We start from the raw sequence: 19,317 nt of genomic DNA on the forward strand, positions 1-19,317 counted from the left end.
CAACGCCCACATTCGATGGGCTTATGCTATGATAATCCATCCCACCACATGGGGTTGCATGAATAATTATCAAGATTCGGAAGAGATTGATTCAATCGGTATCGTCGGTGCAGGCGATGCCGGATTGTTCGCCGCGCTCGCCCTCGAGAAAGGACTCGAGGACGTTGACGTGTTCATCGTCGATGATTTCAGTGAGCCGGTGCCACAGGTGGGGAAGAGTACGCTTCGGTACGTTCTCACGTTTTTACATGACCGACTCGAGATCAGCCAGCCGCGGCTATTAGAGGAGGTAAAGTTGGCGTTTAAGACGACGGTCTATCTCGAGGATTGGTGCGGGCAGGAGTTTCATAGCCCGCTCGGGAAGCCGATTCCGACGGTCCAACAGGCCGACCTCTCGCCAGCAATCGAACCGACGGTCCATCAGGAGACGCTGACGAAGACAAACGAAGCGGTGTTTGATGAGTTTTACTACCGATATCACGAAGACGAGTTCACGACGCTGTACAACGAACTCGCAGAGACACCCGGAAAGTCCCCGATGGTTATCGATCCGCAGAACATCTCGAACATTCAGAAGGGGCTTCCCGATGCCGCGTATCACTTCGATGCAACCGGTCTGAATCAGTTCCTGCGGACGATCTGTGCGGAACGCGGGATCGAACTGATTGATGACCGGCTCACCGAAATCGAGATTGCGGATGGACAGATCGACCGTCTCGAGAGCGAGGACTCAACTTACGAGGCAGATCTCTACGTCGACGCCTCGGGCTTTCGCCGACTCTTGATGAGCGAACTCGACAATCCACTGCAGGAGTTCGATCTGCCGGTTGATTCGGCGGTCGTCGCGACGACCGATATCGACATGTCGGACGTTACCTCTGCGACCGTCGTCACCTCGGGCGATGCGGGCTGGTTCTGGCAGATCGACACGATTGAACTCCGGGACCTTGGCTACGTCTACTCCTCGGACCATATCTCCGACGAGGACGCGCTCACGGAGTTCATCGAGACGCGCGATGAACCGATTGACCCCGACGAGGTGCGCCAGTACCGCTTCGATTCGGGCGTCCTCGAGACGCCCTGGAAGGGCAACTGTGTCGCAATCGGGAACGCGGTCGGGTTCGTCGAACCGCTGCAGTCGACCGCACTGACGACGTCGGCAAGACTGGCGGATCGCCTCGCGATGTTCCTCGGGATGCACGGCCGCGTCAACCATCAGGGCGTCCGTGACCTGTACAACGAGACGACCCATGCAACCTGGGAGGAGGTCTATGACTTCGTCAGCCTCTACTACAAGTACAACTCGGGGACGACGCCGTTCTGGGAGGACGCCCGCGAGGTCCATCCCGAGCCGATTCAACACGTCGAGACCTATCGTGCGTCGGGCTTTTGTGCACCCGAAACGCGGGCCGGCCTCACGCGGACGCGAACCGACCTGAACAACTACTACCTGTACTACCTCGTCTTGCACGGGCTGGGCGTCGAGTCGCCGTTTTACGAGAATCTCGAGCACGAACCCGACCCGGCCGTCCTCGAGCGTATCGAGGAGTACACCGACAGCGTCTTCGACCGACTCGATGACTGTCTGAGCTACGACGAGGTCTACGGGGTATTCCATCCAGGGTTCAAAACGTAGGGCTGTCCGACAGCGACAGGTCGAGAGACCACAAGAGACTTGACTGTCTGTTTCGAGCGCCAGTTTGTGGACGCTCGACTCGTCGGTCTCGTTGTCGTCATTGGACTGCTCGTTGGCTCGCTTCCAGTCGGTATCGCGGTCGCGACAGCCAGTGGGCCGTCTCACCCCTCGAGTACCCTCGAGACCGACCGGGGAGCGTCGATGCAGCCCGCTGTCCAGACACCGGCAGCAACACATGCGGCCTGGCCCGACTCGAGCATCAGCGATACCCTCGAGTATCGAACCGAACTCCGCCAACTTCCCGACCAGCCTGGTGAGTTCGAAGCCGAGTTCCAGTTTGCGATTCCGGAGAGCGTGACCAAACTCGAGATCGACCTCGAGTCAGGGGCAACCGTCGAGGGTGCGGACGGCTTTGAGGAAACCGACGACGGGCGCTATCGCTGGACAGAGACGAGCGAATCGCCGACCATTCGGACGACACTATCGGCGAATCGAAGCGCTGACGGTGGCCATCACGCCCCAGCTCACACTCACGCACACGACGTTGGCGCAGATTCAGCCGGCGACGAAACCGGATACGCGTTCCTCGAGACCGGTGAGTGGGGCGTTGTGCAGGTACCGCACCTCGGACTCTCGTTCCAACGAACTGAACCAGTCGGTCTCGAGAAGTCCGCCGTCGTCGATGGACCCGGCGCAACCGGCGGCGATATCGCCTTCTTCGGGCCGGTCACCGAACACGAACGCAGTACCGCTGGGGAGACGATCCGACTCGCAGTTCCCGAGGCGGCGACACTAGACGAGGACCCAGCCGACGTCCTCGAGGCACTTACTGGAGGCAGCGAAACCCTCGAGATTGGTGCCCGAAACGACGAAACGTTCATGGTCGCAGTCCCGGCAGACGCTGACTTTGGCCCCGAGGGAGTGCAGTACGGACAGGCTGACGCCTGGGTTAGTGCCGACGCATCGCTGTCTGAACCGGGATCCGTCTGGTTTCACGAGTACGTCCATACCAGACAGGAGTACGCGAACTCGGCCGACGGAACGACAGCCGAAACGGCCTGGCTCATCGAAGGCCAGGCCGAGTACGAAGCCGCCCGACTCGGCCTCGAGACGGGGCTACTCGAGTTTGATGCGTTCAGTCGGTTCCTCGCTGGCGGCGAGCGCTCGCCCTATGCGGATGGCGTACTCGCCGATCAGACGACGTGGACCGACGACCGAACGGATTACGTCAAGGGTCGCCTCGTCTATGGCGACCTCGACCGCCAGATACGGACGGCAACTGATGGCGACCGCTCGATAGAGTCCGTCTTTCAGCGACTCAACGCAGCCGACGGGCCAGTAACGGGTGCAACGTTCCTCGAGTCACTCGAGGCGGTCGGCGGCGAGGACGTCCGAGCCACAGCCGAGCGCTACACCAAGACAGCTGAAACGCCCGACATGTGGGATACGGCCGCTCACGAGGCGGCGTTCGGGCACTCGAGTACCGATATGACGGTCGGCCTCGAGCCGGAGACGACGTCGATCACAGCCGGCGACTACGAGTGGCCCTTCCTCGAGTCTCACTCGAGCGAGTCAGCGGGAGAACCGGCGGTACTGGCTGTCCCGGCCGATGAGCCACTGACGATTCCAGTCGCTGTCGCAAACGACGGCGACGCTGCGGGCACATACGATGTGGCCCTACAGGCCGACGGCAAGACTGTCGCATACGAACACGACCGGCTTGCTGCCGGCGAAACGGCGACTGAAACGCTGTCGTGGACACCGCCGACGCCCGGTGAGTACACGCTTCGCGTCGGCGACGAACAGGTCCCAGTTGTCGTCCGTGCACCCTCGAGCGTGGCTGTAACCGATCTCTCCCTCGAGTCCGAGCCGCTCGAGGCCGGCGAGTCGGTGACGGCAACGGCGACGGTCGAGGCGACGGATGACCGGCCCGGGGCGACGCTGGTTCCGTTCCGAACCGCGTCTGCGACCGACAAACAGCCCGTTTCGGTCCCTGCCGGCGGCGTCACGACTGTTGAACACGAATTCATGTTCGACGAGGACGGCCAGTACGAAGTCGCAGCCGGCGAGAAATCCGCGATGGTGACCGTCGGGCACAACGCGCCCGCAGAACTCGAGAGCGTGCCCGGCTTTACCGGGCCTGCAGTGCTCGTTGCGGCCGCGCTTGTGGGTGGCGTGTTGCTACTTCGTCTCCGCCGCCACAGCGTCTGACTGGTCGCGTTACTCGAGTGTTACCGAAAACTGACAGCAGTCGTCACCGTCGTGGAGACACGCCTCTTTGGTGACGGTAGCATCCGCCTCGAAGACGGTACTGAGTCCCTCGAGAATGCCGTGTGCGAGGTGACAGTAGTGTTGTTCACGTGGTGTTCGATATCTTACGAGTACCGTCTCACCGTCGCGTTCAGTCGAAATGTCGGGCAGTCGCAGGTCATCGTTTGCGTTCCCGATTTCCGCGTAGACGGCCTCGAGATTCGTGAGTAACTCGAGAATTCCCCAGTCGGCTTTGCTGTATGCACCAAAGGTCGACCGAATCGCTGGCGCAAGCGAGCGTCCAAAATCCCGTTCGATGGCCGGTCGATCCTGTGTTGCCATCGAGGACAGCGTCTCGAGGATGGCCTCGAACTCGTCGTCGTCGTAGTGTGACACCTGCAGATACAGCGTTGGCTCGAGGTCCGCCCGTTCCCGGATCGTTTCCCAGGTGTCCTCGTCGGTGCGGTCGATGATGTACTCCTCTAAGGTCTTGTGGAGGATGCCGTGCATTGGTGAATTCTGTCGGTCCCGGCGGCGTGTGTCTGACCGATACTCGAGTGCGCTGTCGATCAGCGGCCTCTCTGATTCTAGCGCTTTTGAGCCAACCCGCTTCGTTCTATCGGCTTGTCCGTCACTGCGCTTGCATGTTCGCTGTTGGGCGATTGACGTCTATACTGTTTCGGATCTGATTAGAGCGCATCGGCGAGTACTGGCGCGACCGAAACCGCGCTCGCTTCGCGTTCGATGGTGTCCGTCCCGTAGACGGCTTCGACGCCCGCTCGAGCGAGTTTTGTCGAGGCATTGCGCGCGAGCAGTGGATGGACGCAGGTGACGAAGACGCGACCAACGTCGCGGTCACCGAGAACGCCGATTGCCTCGCTCATCGTCGAGCCAGTTGCGATAATATCGTCCGTGACTACCACATCGCGCCCGGCGACATCGACGTCGCTCGGGGTGATTTCGACCTCAGTGCCGGAGTGGCGGACCTTCTCGAAATAGTCTGTTTCGCCCGAGCCGTAGTGCTTGCGAACGGTCTCTGCAAGTTCGATTGCACCGGCATCGGGCGAGAGGAAAACGGGATCTGTGAGGTCTGCAGGCAGCGGTTCCGCGAGTCGACCCGCTGCGTTGACGGCCGTCGCCGTCGGCTCGAAGAAGTCACAGACGGCCTCCTCGTGTGGCGAAACCGTCAGCACACGGTCCGTGCCGGTCGAGATCGCCTTCGCGACCGCACGCGCTGAGATCGGATGGCCCGACTCGAAGGCAGCATCCTGGCGACCGTAGCCCATGTACGGCAGGACGGTGATTACCTCGTCTGCGCCCGCCTCTCGAGCGGCATCTTGCAACTGTAACACCTCGAGATGGGCGTCACTCGAGATAGTCGAGGCGACGATCACGGCTCGGTCGGCGTCGGCCGGAAAGTCAGGCACAGCCGCGAGTAGTTCGCCGTCGGGGAAGCGGTCGTACTCGACGGCGGCGAGTGGCTCCTCGAGTTCGGCCGAGAGTGCCGCAGCAAGCGTCTGTGATGCGGATCCGCTAACGATCATACTCGAGGGGACAGCCTGTGGGGTAAACCCGTTTTCGTTCTCCGTTTCGCGTTGGCCCTCGTTCGTCGACGCATAGTCATCCAGCAGCCGACGTGCCGATTACTCCTCGGGTTCATCGAACGCGGCGTCACCATCGCCGCAGTGGCCGCCGTCAGTGTCGCCCAGCATCGTGAGTTCGCCATTGCGATTGACCAGTGCAAACAGGCTGAGACAGTCCTGTCCGTTCCACTGGGCTGGCTCGACTTGCGTGAGTTCGTCATCATCGAGGCGCGCCAGCACGCGGAACGACCCCGGATCGCTCGGCCAGTCTTGCTCGAGTGTCGTTCCGTCACCGGCCTCGAGTTCGTGTGTCGTCCAGTGTTCGATCTCGCCGTCGAATTCGACGATGATATCGACGGTGTGGGCTTCGCTATGGACGTTTTCGATACTGATCCCGCCAAGAACTGTTTCCTGGTTGTCGGCGTCGTCCGCGGTTTCGTCTGGTGATTCGGTTTCGGATTCGGTGTCCGTCTCGGCCGGTTCGCCCTCGTCTTCGTTTTCGTTGTCGGTGCCATCTTCGGGGTCGTCATCGGTTGCACCGTCCGAGCAGCCAGCAAGTGCAACTGCCAGCGTCGCTCCGGAACCGGCAAGGAGCCGGCGACGTGTGAGCCCTGTCATCTATCCCGATAGCAGGAAAGCCGACCAGATAACTTCCCGTCAGACGCGCGGCAGACGCCAGCGCAAACGGGTCGCCCCTCACGCACTACTCGAGTGCGGAAATCGCAAGCGCACTGACGTCGTGAACGCCGAGCGAGCGACAGCGCCATTCAAGGTCGGTGCGCTCGTGAGTATCGACGCCTTCGCGCTCATCGATTTTCTCACGTTCGTCAGCGCGTGTGTCGCCAGCCAGCGCACAGAACGTCCCCTGTTCGGTGACGGCATACACCGTCTCGCCGTACTCGAGCGCGACGACCGACTCGTCTGTTGGCGCGGCCACCTCGACCCACTCGTTTCCGATGAACGCGGTGAGCGTCCCATCAGCCGCGACGGCGTGCGCTCGAGACAGTTGTCCGGGCTCGGTCACCGGATCGGCAGCGACGGCCGTCATTGGCTCCTCGAGACAGTCCATCCAACCGTTTCCGAGTTTGAACAGTCCCTCGTCGGTTGCGGCGAGCGGGACGCTGGCAGCGGCGACGTCTCGCACGTCCGTTAGGCCGACGTGATCTAGCCCGCCATCGTGGACGCGGTAGACGCCGCTGTCGGTCCCGATGAGGCCGCCATCGATTGCTCGAACCGTCGCGATAGATTGCTCCTCGAGTGGGACCCAGTCGCCGCCGACGATGGGACGACGCGCGACCGTTCCGTCGGGGGCCGCCGCGATCAGTTCCTCGTGAGTCACACCGACGGCGACAGCCGGACCAAAGCCAGTCTCGGTCGCCGTCATCTCACCGTCGGAGTCGCGCTCGAGGATGACGATGTCGTCATCGCTCGCAACGACAACGCCATCTGCTGTCGTTGCGAGATCACGAGCAGTACAGCGCTCACAGAGATCGAACTCGCCAACCGTGTCGCCGGCAACCCGGACGCGAACGACGCCGAGGGCGCTCGCCACGTAGGCCTCGAGTGCGCCCTCGCGGTCGCCGTAGACACGTTTCTCCTCGATTGAGTCCATACAGCGTAGTCGGTGTCGGCGGTTGAAAGGGTTCTGTCTCCACAGTCCGTGAGGTCCGTATCGGGGGCGAACGGCTCCGGAATCCCTTTGAGGTATCCGGTGTGACTAGCGCCTAATGGAAGTGTTCGGATCGAGTGGGACACGCGGGGTCGCAAACGAGGAACTGACGCCCGCGTTCGTCTTGCGCGTCGCGAAAGCGGCAGCAACCGCCTGGGGGGTCGACCGGGTCGCCATCGCACGCGATACGCGATACACCGGCCGGATGCTCGCTGATGCGGCGGTCAGCGGACTCACGAGTACGGGAACGGACGTCGACCGGCTGGGCGTCATCCCAACACCAGGGGCGCAGGCCTACGCCGAGCGCGAGGGTGTGCCGGTTATGGTCATCACTGCCTCGCACAATCCGCCACAGTACAACGGCGTCAAACTCGTCGGCAGCGATGGGGTCGAACTCGCCGTTGCCGACCTCGAGGACATCGAGGAAACGCTTCTCACGGAACGATTCACCGTCGCATCGTGGGACGAAACTGGCCGGGTCCGAGAAATCGACGACGCAACGGACACCTACATCGACGAACTGCTCGCAACGGTCGACCGCGAGCGGATCGCCGACGCCGAGTTGACGGTTGCACTTGACCCCGGCCACGGGTCGGGTGCGGTGACGAGCCCTGAATTCTTCCGCGCACTCGGCTGTCGTGTCGTCACCGTCAATGCCCAGCCCGACGGGCACTTCCCCGGCCGTGATCCCGAACCCGTCCCCGACAATCTCACGGATCTCGGCCGTCTCGTCCGAGCGACCGACGCCGACGTTGGCATCGCCCACGACGGCGACGCCGACCGCGCGATTTTCTACGACGAACACGGCGAGTACGTCCAAGGCGACGCCACCCTCGCTGCACTCGCTGCCGCCAAACTCGAGGCTGGCGACACGACCGTCTCTGCGGTCAACGTCTCACAGCGTCTCGTCGATGTCGTCACGGATGTCGGCGCAACCCTCGAGTTGACGCCCATCGGCTCGACGAACATCATCACACGCATCGAGGAACTCGAGGCAAACGGCAACAGCGTGCCGGTCGCTGGTGAGGGCAACGGCGGCATCTTCTTCCCTGACTACCGGCTCTCGCGAGATGGCGCGTTCACCGCCGCAAAATTCCTCGAGTTAGTCGCCGACCACCCAGTCAGCGAAATCGTCGCCCCCTACGACGGCTACGCGAACGTCCGGCGCAACCTCGAGTACGAGTCGACCGCAGAACGGGATGCAATGCTCGATGCAGCCGCCAACCACGCCCAGGCCGCTGATGCGGAACTCAACACACGAGACGGCTACCGGCTGGATTACGGCGACGCCTGGGTGCTCGCTCGCCCGTCAGGAACCGAGCCACTCGTTCGCGTCTACGCCGAAGCCCGCGACGAAGCCCGCGCACAGGAACTGGTCGAAGAACTCGGCGAAACCCTCGAGAACGCACGCGCAGACACCTAATCGGCTCTTTTCATTTTGACTTCCAGTCTTCGGTATAGCGAACGCCAAGCCGTTCAGTCGCGAGCAAGAGTCGGTGTGTCACGACAAGAACCACGACTGCGAGAATAATTATCGCCCCCTCGAGTAGCGTCGAGAGCAGGCCGAGCGAGACGATCAGCGTCGTCGCACAGGCCGGCGGATGGCGCGTATCCGTTGCGAGCATGCCGCCCGCTGTGAGTGTTGTCGCAAGCACGCCGCTTGCGGCAAGGCGTAGCCCCTCGAGCGAGCCGGGATCGGTCGTCCCTGTCATACTGATTCCCGTCGCAAACAGCAGGTAGGCGGCGAGCCCGGCCACAACGCCGATTGTATGGCCGCCGATCACCCGCCGCGGTGCGGTCGCGTCGCTGTCCTGAAAGAGCGCAAGAACGAACGCAGAGGGGCCGAGACTCGGAAACAACAGTGGCAGTCCCGACAACCAGGCCAGTGCGGCCGTCGTCGAGATGAGAACGCCAGTGTGCAGCGTTGTTCCCGTTCGGTCGTCCATACAAGGTGGTTCCGTTCGGGCGGGAAAACCGCGCTGGTTCGGTTGTCGGTCGTGTGCTCGAGGCCTCCGCCGTCAGCAGTTAGCGCTCGTGCGGAACAATAGTCACCGGCACCGACGCGCGCCGCGTCACGTTCTCGGCGACACTTCCGAGAAGCATTCGCGAGACGCCAGCACGGCCTTCGCTGCCCATCACGATCTGATCAATACCGTGCTCGTCGACGTACTCGAGAATTGCGTCTGCTGGCGTCCCTTCGACGACCTGCGTCTCGAGGTGGCGGTCCGCAGCGCGTGTCTCGACGTCGTCGAAGAACGCCGGCTCGTGATCATCGGCCGTCGGCCCGCCGCCGTAGCCACTCTCGAGGTCATCAACGACGTGAATCACCGACACCGCTGTTTCCGGATCGAAGACGGTAAGCGCGTGCTCGAGGGCCGCTCGAGCGGGGTTGGAGTCGTCAATCGGGACGAGCACCTGTCGAGTCATACTGGTGCCTACGGCCGCCCGTAGGGTAAACTCGAGGGTCGGGTATACCGTTACGAGCGCCAGTACGCCGGCGTCAGCAGGACGAGCACGGGAATGATCTCGATGCGGCCGATCCACATCATGACGATCATGACCGCTCTCGAGGACGTCGGGAAGCCGGCGTAGTTGTCCATCGGCCCGGCGAGTTCGAACGCAGGGCCGATGTTCAGGAAGATCGAGGCCGCAGCACCCAGCGCGGCAAACTCGTTGAAATTGCCCGTCCCAGCGCGCGTTGCATCGACGACGAGAAAGATCGTCAGCAGGAAGAAGATGACGAGAGCCAACAGGACGTAGGAAAACACGTCGTTGACCGTCTCCTCGTCGACGACGCTGTCGCCGAGACGAAGCGGCCGGACCGCCTCGGGGTGGACCACCGTAAACAGGTTCCGTCGGAACGCTTTCAGGACGATCACCCAGCGTAGCGACTTGATCGAACAGGTTGTACTCCCAGCCATTCCGCCCAGAAACATGCACAAAAACAGCATGTGCTTTGCACCGACGGTCCACGTGTCGAAGTCAGTCGAGGCATACCCCGTCGTCGTAATCAGCGAGACGACGTTGAACAACCCGTGACGAACCGTCGCCTCGAGGTCGCCGTCAAGCCCTGGATTCGAATCGAGAAGGAGGATGGCAACGACGATGGTTCCGAAAACAACAATCGTGCCGAGATAAAAACGCAGCTCCTCGGACTGCAGCGGGCGCTCAAAGTCGCCTTGCGTGATGTAGTACAGCAGGACGAAGTTGGTCGAGCCGAGGATCATGAACGGCATCACCGACCACTGGACGACCGGCGAAAACGCGCCAACACTGTCTGGTTCGGGCGAGAATCCGGCGGTTGCAACGCTCGTGAGTGCGTGTGAGACGGCATTAAACAGGTCCATGTTTTCCGCGACCCCAGCGACGTGTAAGCCATAGAAGACACAGATAGCGAGCACCGTCAGCCCGACGTACAGCCCCCAGATGAGCCGTGCGGTCTCAGAGATGTGTGGCCGGAGTTTTGTGACGTTTCGTGTCTGGGTTTCGGTCTCCATGAGCTGTGCCCCACCGACCATCAGGTGCGAGAGCAGACCGATTGCGACGATCAGGATTCCCAGCCCGCCAAGCCACTGGATGAGTTGTCGCCACAGCATGATCGCTCGAGAGTGGGCCGAAAAGTCTTCCATGACGGTCGCGCCTGTCGTCGTCAGCCCACTGACGCTCTCGAACAGGGCGTTAATGGGATGTGCAATTGAGCCAACACCGGCGACGACGAATGGAATCGCACCGACGAATCCGATGCTGAACCAGATGAGCGCAACGACCAGAAACGACTCTCGCTGGCCGAGTTCGCGCTCGTCGGTGATCTGCTCGAGGGCGAGTCCGACGGCGATAGTAACTGCGATTGCGACGAGAAATGGAAGCGGATCGTCGCCATCGAGAATCGCAAGGAGTAACGGTGCCGTCAGTGGCACAGCGAGCCATTTAAGCACCGTTCCGGTCAGACTACAACTTGCTCGCCACTCGACGCGAATCCTCATCTGCTCTCAACCTGTGTGGCGAGGGCTATAATGGATTCGGACAGCAGCCACTGGCGTCACCCTCGAGAGAGGAGCATATGCGAAGACAGAGTGGCCGGTGGCGCAGTCGTCTGGAGGCGAGCAGAGACGACAGTCCATCCACCGGGGGAGGAGTCCGCGAGGCCGCGGCCTCGAGTGGAATCCGGCTCCGTTTCGGGTTGGTCAACTTTGGTTGTGGCCGTGGCCGGCGTATAACGCGACGACGTTGACTGCGAGCAGTGCGAGGAACGTGAGTGTCACACTCGGATCGCCAAGCCCCTGCATGAGTAACGGCAGATGGATGAAGGGGAGAGCAATCGCAATCCAGAACGAGAGGAACTGTGCTGGACCTTTGAGAGAGCGGACGAGAGGGCGTCCCTGGTTACGGTCCGCTTCAGCGCTGGACGGACCGATCGATTCGTTCGAGAGCGGGGAATGGTTCGACATCGTGGACGGTTCACCTTTGCGTATTCACGACATTCACTGTCGGGATCATATAAGGGGCTGAATATTGGTCTTGTTTCGCCTCGTTTCACCGTGGTAACCGATAGCTGGATCCGTTTTGAAACGGCCTGAAATCGCGTTTAAAATTTTAAAACTGTCTCTCTGTCCGTAGTTTCGATAGTCGGTGAAGATCGGTCAGTCCGTCTGGTCGCCGGTCAAACGAACCGGATTCGTTCACCAGAACGCGACATCGCTCGCCCACTCACCAGCCTGCTCGAGTATGCTGTCACTTTTTCGAGAGTCGAGCGCAATCCCCTTGTACTGTCGCTGCAATCGATGCGACATGAGCGAGCGAACGGCGACGGCAACCCGTGAGACTGCCGAAACGACGATTGAGTGTACACTCGGCGTCGACGGCACCGGGTCGGCCACAATCGACACTGGCATCGGCTTCTTCGATCACATGCTCGAGGCACTCGCCAAACACGGTCTGTTCGACCTCGAGGTCGACTGTGACGGCGATCTCGAGATCGACGATCACCACACGGTCGAGGACGTCGCAATCGTACTTGGGACGGCACTCGATGAGGCACTGGGTGATCGAGCGGGAATCGTTCGCTATGCAGATCGCCGAGTGCCCCTAGACGAGGCCGTCGCCGGCGCTGTCGTCGATCTCAGCGGGCGTCCGCGATTTTACTTCGACGGCGAGTTCTCCCAGGCATCGGTTGGTGGCTTCACGAGTGATATGGCACGCCATTTCTGTGAAACGCTTGCGATGAACGCCGGAATTACACTTCACGTCGATGTCGAGGGCGAAAACGCCCACCACGAGGTCGAGGCGCTGTTCAAGACGCTGGCGCGGACGCTCGACGACGCGACGCGACTCGACGACCGACGCGAAGGAACGCCGAGCACGAAGGGGACGCTTAACGGCTAAGTACAGTTCTCACGCCCGCTTCAGGCCCGTCGTAACTCGCCACCGTCCTCGCGAAACTCCCCGTTTTCGATGGCGTGATCGAGAATTGTGGTGACGTCGGCCTCCTCGAGGTCGTAGGCCCCGCTTGCGAGTGCTTCGACGGCGGTTCGGTCCATCGGGAGATCACGGTTGCGAAGCAGGCGAATGACCTTGCCGTAGGCCTGTGGCGGGCGGGGTTTGTCGGTGCTCGTGTCTGTGTCTGTTGCTGTCGCCGTCTCTGCGTCTCTTTCCGCAGTCGTGTCTGCATCCGTTTCCGTCGCTGTGTCCGTCTCCGATGCTGTCTCTCCCGTCGCACTGGTGTCAGTGTCGGTTTCATCGGCTGTCTCATCACTGCTCGAGTCTGTGTCGACTGTGTCGTCGGCATTGGGAGTCTCCTCAGTGGCGTCAAACGACGACACGGAGCCGCTTGTCGTGGACGGCTCATCGGTCGTCGCATCCACTGCCGCGTTGTCCGTCGCTGCGTCTCCATCGGCGGTAAACGTGATGCCGTCATCTGACTCGAGCGTTTCAGCCGACGCTGTCTGTGCTGGTGTGGTCTCGGTGTGCTCAGTGCTCGAGGCAGTCTCTCCAGCAGACTCAGTTGCTCCATTGGCCCCAGCGCGGGCGAGCAACGGCTCGAGGAGGTGCTCGAGGTGGTCCTTACAGTCCGAACAGAGGACGACGCGGCGCTGTTCGGCCTCGGTTGGCTCGAGTTCGGGTGAAAGGAGTTCGAACGTGCCGACTGCGGTTGCCTCACAGAATTCACAGGTCCGGAGTGCGCGCATGGCTGGTGATAGCACGCCGGCGTGTAAAAACGCACGTCAGACAGCGTGGGCGGGGACGGACTGACAACCACCGATAATTATACCCCCGCAGTCGTATATTCGCCAGCGAATCGCGAATGTTTGACGAAATTATGGAGAAGTTCGAGGGCTCGCCGAGTCAGCAGGCAGTGATTCGCCTGCTCTTAGAGCGGGGCTTCTCCGTCAACGACGACGGACGGGTCGTATCGGGCGGAATCGAGATTCCGAACACCGGAATCGCACGCGAGATCGACGTCGACCGGCGGGTCGTCGACTCGACGACCGACGCGATTCTCGAGGATCCCGAGTTGCGTCGGATCTTCCAGAACATCTCGCAGGTGCCGAGTCTGATGGATCTGGCACCGGTGTTGGATCTGACGGTGCTGTCGATTGCGGTCGATGACGCCGAGCGCGAGGGAATCGTCTCGCAGGTGACCGGCACGCTGGCGGACAACGGCATTTCGATCCGCCAGACAATCAGCGAGGACCCGGAGTTTACCGACGAACCGCGGCTGTATCTGGTCACTGATGAGAATCTGTCGGGCACTGTTATCACTGATCTCCGGGCGCTCGAGTTCGTCCGTAAAATCGAGATTCAGTAGTTAGGCCTCCTCGAGGACAGTCATGAGCGCGCTTGTGAGCTCTTCGAATCGGTCCATCGACATGCTGTCCGTCGTCACCCAGACGCCGTGGTCGCCCCGGATTACCCGAGAGAGATAGCCGTTTTCGAACATCCGGACCGTCGCTTCGTAGTCGCCGAGTTGGGTCTTTCTGTAGGCTGATTGCGAGTGAAATCCGCGACGTTCGTGTTCGGCAAACCCGACGAGGTCTGCGGTTTGCTCGAGGTCTGACCGAAGGTAGAGCTGTTCGACGTCGTTGTCAGTGAAGTAGGTGATACTGCGAAGTTCGTCGCCGACCGTGGTTCGACAGATCGACTGCAGTTCGTCTGCGAGTTCGGGATCAATCGCATCGCCGTCCATGATGTATGCTATCTCCTGGCGTGGTAATAACGTGTGGGGTCGCCTCGTCGACGACCGACGGTCTCTTTTCGCGGCCACGCGTAGGGAACTCATGGTCATCGCGCGGGCAGCAAGAGGTGTGCGACCGTGAGTCGGACGTTCGAGACGATTGCTGAGCCCGCCACCGCCGAGTTCGTCGTCCAGGGCTCGGAGTTTATCGGCCACGCCCGCCCCGTCGAGTCGGTCGAGGCCGCGGAAGCGTTCGTCGACCGGGTCAGCGAGGAGTACGCCGACGCGACTCACAACGTCCCCGCCTACCGCGTTCGGGCCGACCCCGACGGCGAGTTTCTGCGGGAATACTCGAGCGACGACGGCGAACCGTCCGGATCGGCGGGGAAACCGGCGCTGAACGTCCTCACACAACAGAATATCGAGAACTGTGTGGTCGTCGTCACGCGCTACTACGGCGGCACGAACCTCGGCGTCGGCGGCCTCGTTCGGGCGTACTCGCAGGCGGTCAAAGACGCGGTCGACGCGGCCGGCATCGTCGAAGAGCGTCCACACGAGCAGGTTCGGGCAACCGTGGCGTACGACGACTCCGGAACGGTTCGGGGCATTCTCGAGAGCGAGGGCTACGAGTTTGATGCCGCTTACGAGGCGGACGTGTCCTTCGATGTCCGCGTCCCGATTGCCGATGCTGCGGCGCTCCGAGATCGGCTTCGAAGTGCGACGAGCGGCCGTGTCGACCTCGAGTGACGACTCGCGGCACGACTCGTCACGCTACACCACGCGCACGTCTCGAGAGAGTTGTCCCTCGATCACCGAGAGCACGTCTTTGGGGTCCTCGAGGGTACCCTGATCGAATCGCACGTCGAAGAAGCCACGCTCGAGGACGAGTTCGCCATCGCGCAGGCGGACGTGATCGACGTCGTCCCACGAGACGAGGGTGGCGCTGTAGGGCCGCTGTTTGACGAGCCCTGCCTCGTAGATTCGGATTTCGGGGTCGACGCCCGTGTCGCCGAGGCGAAATCGGCCCTCGATGAGGCCGCTTGTCGCCCAGAGTAGCCCAAGACCAGCCCAGATGAACGCGGAGAACCAGTCGCCGACGTACGCGTTCATCGCAGCCACCAGTGGCCACAGACCGAGCAGCAGCCAGTCGAGTGCCGGCGAGCGTGGCGGCTGCCAGCGGGCAGTTGCGAGCGCCTTGCTGCTTACAGTTGCCGCGACAGCGCGGGTCCGGGCTACGCTCGAGAGCCACTGGCCGGCGAGGACGATCCCAAATGCGGATGCAATCGCGGCGAGTCCGGTCTGACTCCCAACGGAGCCGAAAATCGCAGCGAACGTAATGGCCACAAACGGTGCTGCGAGTCCGACGACCGCGCCGCGGCGGTATCGCGTGCGACCGATGTGGATCGGCAGTGTGGGGACTCGACTCGAGGCAACGCCACCGGCGGCGGCTCCGGCTACGAACCCGGCGAGTGTCGCACCGAGAAGAACGAGTGCGGAGGTGTTCGCCGCGACGGCTGCTGTCAGCGCGAGTGCTGCGACAACCACGCCTACGTAGCCAGCGACGGCGCGGTGAACCGTCGTATCCGACAGATCGGTGGCGTCGGCTGCGTGGGGACCCGCTCCGGACGCACTGGAGGACATACGGGTTGATTCGATTTCCGCTGTAAAAATTGTATTGCTGTTGAAGGGTTACCCCTCGCTCGTTGCTGGCGTCGTGAACTCGGCGTCGGTCTCGAGTGCGCGCTCGCGGTTGCGCTGGGTGAGTCCGACGAGCATGACGAGGCCGACAGCCCGCAATCCGGCGGTCACCGAGAAGATCGTCAGCATGGACGGGATTCCGAACAGGCCGAGGATCGCCTCCGTGATGAGCAGCGGGATTTCGGGGACCATCAGGAAGATCGAGGACAGCGTATAGAGGATTCGCTCGAGGCTCGTTACCTTCGCGTACTGGTAGCCGATGATGGTCGCGCCGAGTGCGTAGACGCCGAGGAACATGCCGGCGACGGGGATCACGACCTCGGGGACGAAGAAGCCGAGTTCGGCGACGTCTGCCCAGCCGATGATCCACCAGTCGTCGCCGGACACTCGAATAAGGAGGATGCCTGGCGAGAAGACGAACGCGAACGGAACGAGGACCTTGTTCAGCGAGAGCATGAACGCGATGATCGCGGTTTGCATCTCGTCAGCTTTGGCGACGCCGGCACCGGCGAACGCGGCGACGGCGACCGGCGGCGTTACGTCCGCCATCAGCCCGAAGTAGAGCACGAAGAGGTGACCCGCGAGAATTACGATCCCGGCGTCTTCGATTGGCCCGCCGAGCATCGCGATCAGGATGATGTACATCGCGGTCGTCGGCATCCCCATCCCGAAGATGATCGACGAAATACCCATCAGAACCAGCAACAAGAGCATCGAGTCGCCGCTGACCGCGCCGATGAGCGCCGCCAGGTTCGGCCCGAGCCCGGAGACGCTAATCACGCCGGGAACGACGCCCGCGGCGGCGACGGCGACGACGACCGTCGTCGCGGTTCGTGCACCCGAATCCATCGACGTCAGGACGAACGTCCCGAAGCGGTACGCCGAGTTCCCCGCGAGCGTCGGCCGGCCGAGTTTCGAGGCAGTGTGTTCGGCCGTGTCGTCGACCTCGTCGTCGAGTTCCAACAGTGGCGACGCAGCGCGCGGCCGAGCCAGAATAAACGCGAGACTGACGAGGATCGCAATCGTCCCGAGATCGGACGCTGCAGCGAACGCGGCGTCCTCGAGCGGGTAGGGCGTGCCAGCGGCCTCGAGTCCGGCAGCGACCTGAATCGCATGGACGAGGCCGCCACCGGTGGTTGCGAACGCGCCAGCCTGTGCGAGGGTGAGGCCGGCAATCGTCGCGAACAGCGGAATTCTCGTCTGTCTGTCGTAGGCGGTGACGACTGCTATCAGGGCGATGACTGCCACGATGGTGAACCAGCCAGCCCGGTTGACCGAGAACCGGGCGATCACGAGGAAGTACAGCAAGAGGACGATTGGTATCAGGTAGAACCAGCCCTCACGGATGCTCGAGCGCATATCGGGGAGTTCGCTCCGCGGCAGTCCACCAATTCCGCCGCGGACGGCCTCGAAGTGGACCATCACCCACATGCCGAAGAAGAAGGCGATGGCCGGGAGCGTCGCGGCGATGATCACGTCGGCGTACGGCGTGCCCGTAAACTCCATGATCAAGAACGCGGCGGCCCCCATCACCGGCGGGAGCATCTGCCCGCCAGAGGACGAGGAGGATTCGACCGCGCCGGAGAACTCCGGCGAGTAGCCCGAGCGCTTCATTAAGGGGATCGTAAACGCGCCCGTCGTGACCGTGTTCGCGATTGAAGAGCCCGAGAGCATCCCCATGAACCCGCTCGAGACGGTGCTGGCTTTCGCGGGGCCGCCCTTTCGCGTCCCGGTCAGCGAGTAGGCCAGATCGATGAACCACTTGCCAGCGCCGCTCATCTCGAGGAACGCGCCAAAGAGGATGAAGATGTAGATAAAGCGGACGCTGACGGTGACGGGCGTACTCATCACGCCCGCTTCGACGGTGTACCAGAGGTTGTAGACGATGTTGCCCCACGATTCGGGCTGGATCGAGAGCGCGCCGATAACGGAGTCTCGCGGGATGAGATAACCCCAGTGAGCATAGACGATGAACGAGGCGACGAGCGCCATGAGAAACGGCCCGAGCGTCCGTCTGGTCGCCTCGAGCACGAGCAGCAATCCGAGGACGCCCATCAGGAAGGCATAGGAGGTTTCATCGAGTGGGATCCCGACTGTTGCGAGCGCCATGACGACCGGCTCGGTCCACGGGTAGACCTCCTGTATCGGTCGCGCCGCGTGGATGCCGAAGATCGGGATTTCGCGGATTTCGTCGAACTCGGTCATCGTGTAGTAGACCGGCAACAGTGCGAGGAACAGACAGCCGATGTCGATGGGCGTGATCCGGCTGAGCGACGGATCGATAGCCGCCCACCGGACGCCTGCGCGCACTCGCGCTGTTGCCCGCGTTATGGGATGTGTCGCTCCGAAGCGTCGTTCGACGGCGGGTTCGACCGCACCCAGCCGTCGCGCAACGAACCCAGTGCCCCGACTGGCCGGAAACAGCAAGAACGCAAGGACTAGCGCGAATGTCACGTGGAGTGCGTTTACCTGTAACTGCTGGAGCGAAATCGTCGTACTCTCGAGGCTCGCCTGGAGCGGCCACAGCGAGACATCCGAAATCGGCACCCAGAAGACGTAGCTCCGGGCGGCGATCCACATCTGGAACGCCGAGAACGTGATCCCGAGGAGGGCGACGATTACCGCCGCCGGCCCGCGGGGACTGCGCGTCCGCTCGACTTCCTGCAGGATCTCCTTTTGCTCTTCCTCGGAGAGTTCTTCGCTCGAGTGAATCGCCGTCTCTGCATCCGAGGTCGGTCCCGAGTCGCCACGTTCGTCTGTCTCGTCGTCCGTATCGCGCGTCTCGTCACTCATCGTGTATCATGGGTCCACTTCAGGTGCTCGAGGCCAGTTTTGCTGTTCGAGGCCGCAGTGTCTGTGACCGAGAGGACGACGGGGCCGTCGCTGCGCTCGACTAGATCGTATCGGTCGTCGCCGACGACGAGTTCGTGCCCGGCGATCTCCCCTGGGACGACGCCGAGGTCCTCGTAGCGTTCGTCCGAGGAGACGACGTAGCCCTCGTCGGTCTGCTCGATTGCTTCGTCCGAGGGCAGCCCAGCGCCGTGCGAGCGAAATACCATCCGATCCATTTGCAGCGTCGTCTCTTCGATGACGTAGACGTCCTCGATTGGCGTCTTCTCGACGCTGTGTGTGTACGCCAGTGTGACCTCGTCGCCGTCTTCGACCGGAATCTCGAGGAGGTTCTCGCCGGTCTCCGCGTCGGAGACGACGAGTGTCTGCCCGGCGGCTGTCGGCGCAACGACGGCTGCTGTGGCTCCGACGACCGCGAGTATGGCGATGGCGAGTCCCCAGCGTGTCAGTCGATCCACTG

19 protein-coding genes are annotated in these 19,317 nt (G+C 62.2%); 6 read left to right on the top strand and 13 right to left on the bottom strand.

Annotation, left to right across the window (positions count from 1 at the left end; genetic code table 11):
* The first annotated feature begins 58 nt into the window (after positions 1-58).
* Both B2G88_RS14510 and B2G88_RS14515 read left to right on the top strand, forming a co-directional pair.
* Positions 59-1,636 carry a tryptophan 7-halogenase gene (locus tag B2G88_RS14510; RefSeq protein WP_176393255.1) on the top strand — a complete coding sequence of 526 codons (1,578 nt, stop codon included), beginning with the start codon at positions 59-61 and terminating at the stop codon, positions 1,634-1,636.
* A 66-nt stretch (positions 1,637-1,702) separates the two neighbouring features.
* Complete coding sequence (locus tag B2G88_RS14515) at positions 1,703-3,847, top strand: CARDB domain-containing protein (protein ID WP_087715376.1); 2,145 nt, start codon at positions 1,703-1,705, stop codon at positions 3,845-3,847.
* Positions 3,848-3,856: 9 nt separating this feature from the next.
* Here the strand turns inward: B2G88_RS14515 and B2G88_RS14520 are convergent, their stop codons facing one another.
* The 4 genes from B2G88_RS14520 to B2G88_RS14535 form a co-directional block, all read right to left on the bottom strand.
* A complete protein-coding gene (locus B2G88_RS14520; protein WP_054863999.1) occupies positions 3,857-4,396 on the bottom strand; it encodes a heme NO-binding domain-containing protein in 540 nt (179 codons plus the stop codon).
* Positions 4,397-4,575: 179 nt separating this feature from the next.
* Positions 4,576-5,430 (bottom strand): ribose-phosphate diphosphokinase, encoded by an 855-nt coding sequence (gene prs / locus B2G88_RS14525; RefSeq protein ID WP_087715163.1) that lies wholly within the window; start codon positions 5,428-5,430, stop codon positions 4,576-4,578.
* A gap of 99 nt (positions 5,431-5,529) precedes the next feature.
* The gene (locus tag B2G88_RS14530; RefSeq protein ID WP_087715164.1) at positions 5,530-6,087 is read right to left on the bottom strand and encodes a hypothetical protein; all 558 of its coding nucleotides are present in this window, start codon (positions 6,085-6,087) and stop codon (positions 5,530-5,532) included.
* Positions 6,088-6,172: 85 nt separating this feature from the next.
* Complete coding sequence (locus B2G88_RS14535; protein WP_054864001.1) at positions 6,173-7,081, bottom strand: HVO_0234 family beta-propeller protein; 909 nt, start codon at positions 7,079-7,081, stop codon at positions 6,173-6,175.
* A 115-nt stretch (positions 7,082-7,196) separates the two neighbouring features.
* On the opposite strand from B2G88_RS14535, the gene glmM reads away from it, so the two are divergent.
* Complete coding sequence (glmM, locus tag B2G88_RS14540) at positions 7,197-8,561, top strand: phosphoglucosamine mutase (protein ID WP_087715165.1); 1,365 nt, start codon at positions 7,197-7,199, stop codon at positions 8,559-8,561.
* A gap of 10 nt (positions 8,562-8,571) precedes the next feature.
* Here the strand turns inward: glmM and B2G88_RS14545 are convergent, their stop codons facing one another.
* From B2G88_RS14545 to B2G88_RS14560, 4 genes are all read right to left on the bottom strand, one after another.
* Entirely contained in the window at positions 8,572-9,084 is a 513-nt protein-coding gene (locus B2G88_RS14545) for an HPP family protein (protein WP_054862745.1), read from the bottom strand.
* 79 nt (positions 9,085-9,163) lie between these two features.
* Complete coding sequence (locus B2G88_RS14550; RefSeq protein WP_054862746.1) at positions 9,164-9,565, bottom strand: universal stress protein; 402 nt, start codon at positions 9,563-9,565, stop codon at positions 9,164-9,166.
* A 50-nt stretch (positions 9,566-9,615) separates the two neighbouring features.
* Entirely contained in the window at positions 9,616-11,121 is a 1,506-nt protein-coding gene (locus tag B2G88_RS14555) for a TrkH family potassium uptake protein (protein ID WP_054862747.1), read from the bottom strand.
* Positions 11,122-11,322: 201 nt separating this feature from the next.
* Positions 11,323-11,586: a hypothetical protein gene (locus tag B2G88_RS14560; RefSeq protein WP_054862748.1), complete on the bottom strand. Its 264-nt coding sequence runs from the start codon at positions 11,584-11,586 to the stop codon at positions 11,323-11,325.
* A gap of 340 nt (positions 11,587-11,926) precedes the next feature.
* Between B2G88_RS14560 and hisB the strand changes: the two genes are divergently transcribed.
* The gene (gene hisB, locus B2G88_RS14565; RefSeq protein WP_054862773.1) at positions 11,927-12,520 is read left to right on the top strand and encodes an imidazoleglycerol-phosphate dehydratase HisB; all 594 of its coding nucleotides are present in this window, start codon (positions 11,927-11,929) and stop codon (positions 12,518-12,520) included.
* 20 nt (positions 12,521-12,540) lie between these two features.
* Here hisB and B2G88_RS14570 read toward each other — a convergent pair whose 3' ends face one another.
* Positions 12,541-13,323 carry a hypothetical protein gene (locus tag B2G88_RS14570; protein WP_054862749.1) on the bottom strand — a complete coding sequence of 261 codons (783 nt, stop codon included), beginning with the start codon at positions 13,321-13,323 and terminating at the stop codon, positions 12,541-12,543.
* Positions 13,324-13,439: 116 nt separating this feature from the next.
* Here B2G88_RS14570 and B2G88_RS14575 point away from each other — a divergent pair, with 116 nt between their 5' ends.
* A complete protein-coding gene (locus B2G88_RS14575) occupies positions 13,440-13,943 on the top strand; it encodes a hypothetical protein (RefSeq protein WP_054862750.1) in 504 nt (167 codons plus the stop codon).
* Here the strand turns inward: B2G88_RS14575 and B2G88_RS14580 are convergent, their stop codons facing one another.
* Entirely contained in the window at positions 13,944-14,321 is a 378-nt protein-coding gene (locus B2G88_RS14580) for a DUF7522 family protein (protein ID WP_054862751.1), read from the bottom strand. It lies immediately after the preceding gene.
* Between the two features lie 126 nt (positions 14,322-14,447).
* Between B2G88_RS14580 and B2G88_RS14585 the strand changes: the two genes are divergently transcribed.
* Positions 14,448-15,056: an IMPACT family protein gene (locus tag B2G88_RS14585; protein WP_087715166.1), complete on the top strand. Its 609-nt coding sequence runs from the start codon at positions 14,448-14,450 to the stop codon at positions 15,054-15,056.
* 24 nt (positions 15,057-15,080) lie between these two features.
* On the opposite strand, the gene B2G88_RS14590 is transcribed toward B2G88_RS14585, so the two are convergent.
* From B2G88_RS14590 to B2G88_RS14600, 3 genes are read right to left on the bottom strand one after another with little or no spacing between them, the layout of a single operon-like run.
* Positions 15,081-15,950 (bottom strand): hypothetical protein, encoded by an 870-nt coding sequence (locus tag B2G88_RS14590; RefSeq protein WP_054862752.1) that lies wholly within the window; start codon positions 15,948-15,950, stop codon positions 15,081-15,083.
* Positions 15,951-15,998: 48 nt separating this feature from the next.
* Entirely contained in the window at positions 15,999-18,800 is a 2,802-nt protein-coding gene (locus B2G88_RS14595; RefSeq protein ID WP_087715167.1) for a TRAP transporter permease, read from the bottom strand.
* On the bottom strand, positions 18,797-19,315 hold the full coding sequence (locus tag B2G88_RS14600) for a DUF1850 domain-containing protein (protein WP_176393256.1): 519 nt from the start codon (positions 19,313-19,315) through the stop codon (positions 18,797-18,799). The genes B2G88_RS14595 and B2G88_RS14600 overlap by 4 nt, the downstream gene beginning before the upstream one ends.
* Positions 19,316-19,317: the final 2 nt, after the last annotated feature.

This window comes from Natronolimnobius baerhuensis, from assembly GCF_002177135.1.
GTDB classification, from domain to species: domain Archaea; phylum Halobacteriota; class Halobacteria; order Halobacteriales; family Natrialbaceae; genus Natronolimnobius; species Natronolimnobius baerhuensis.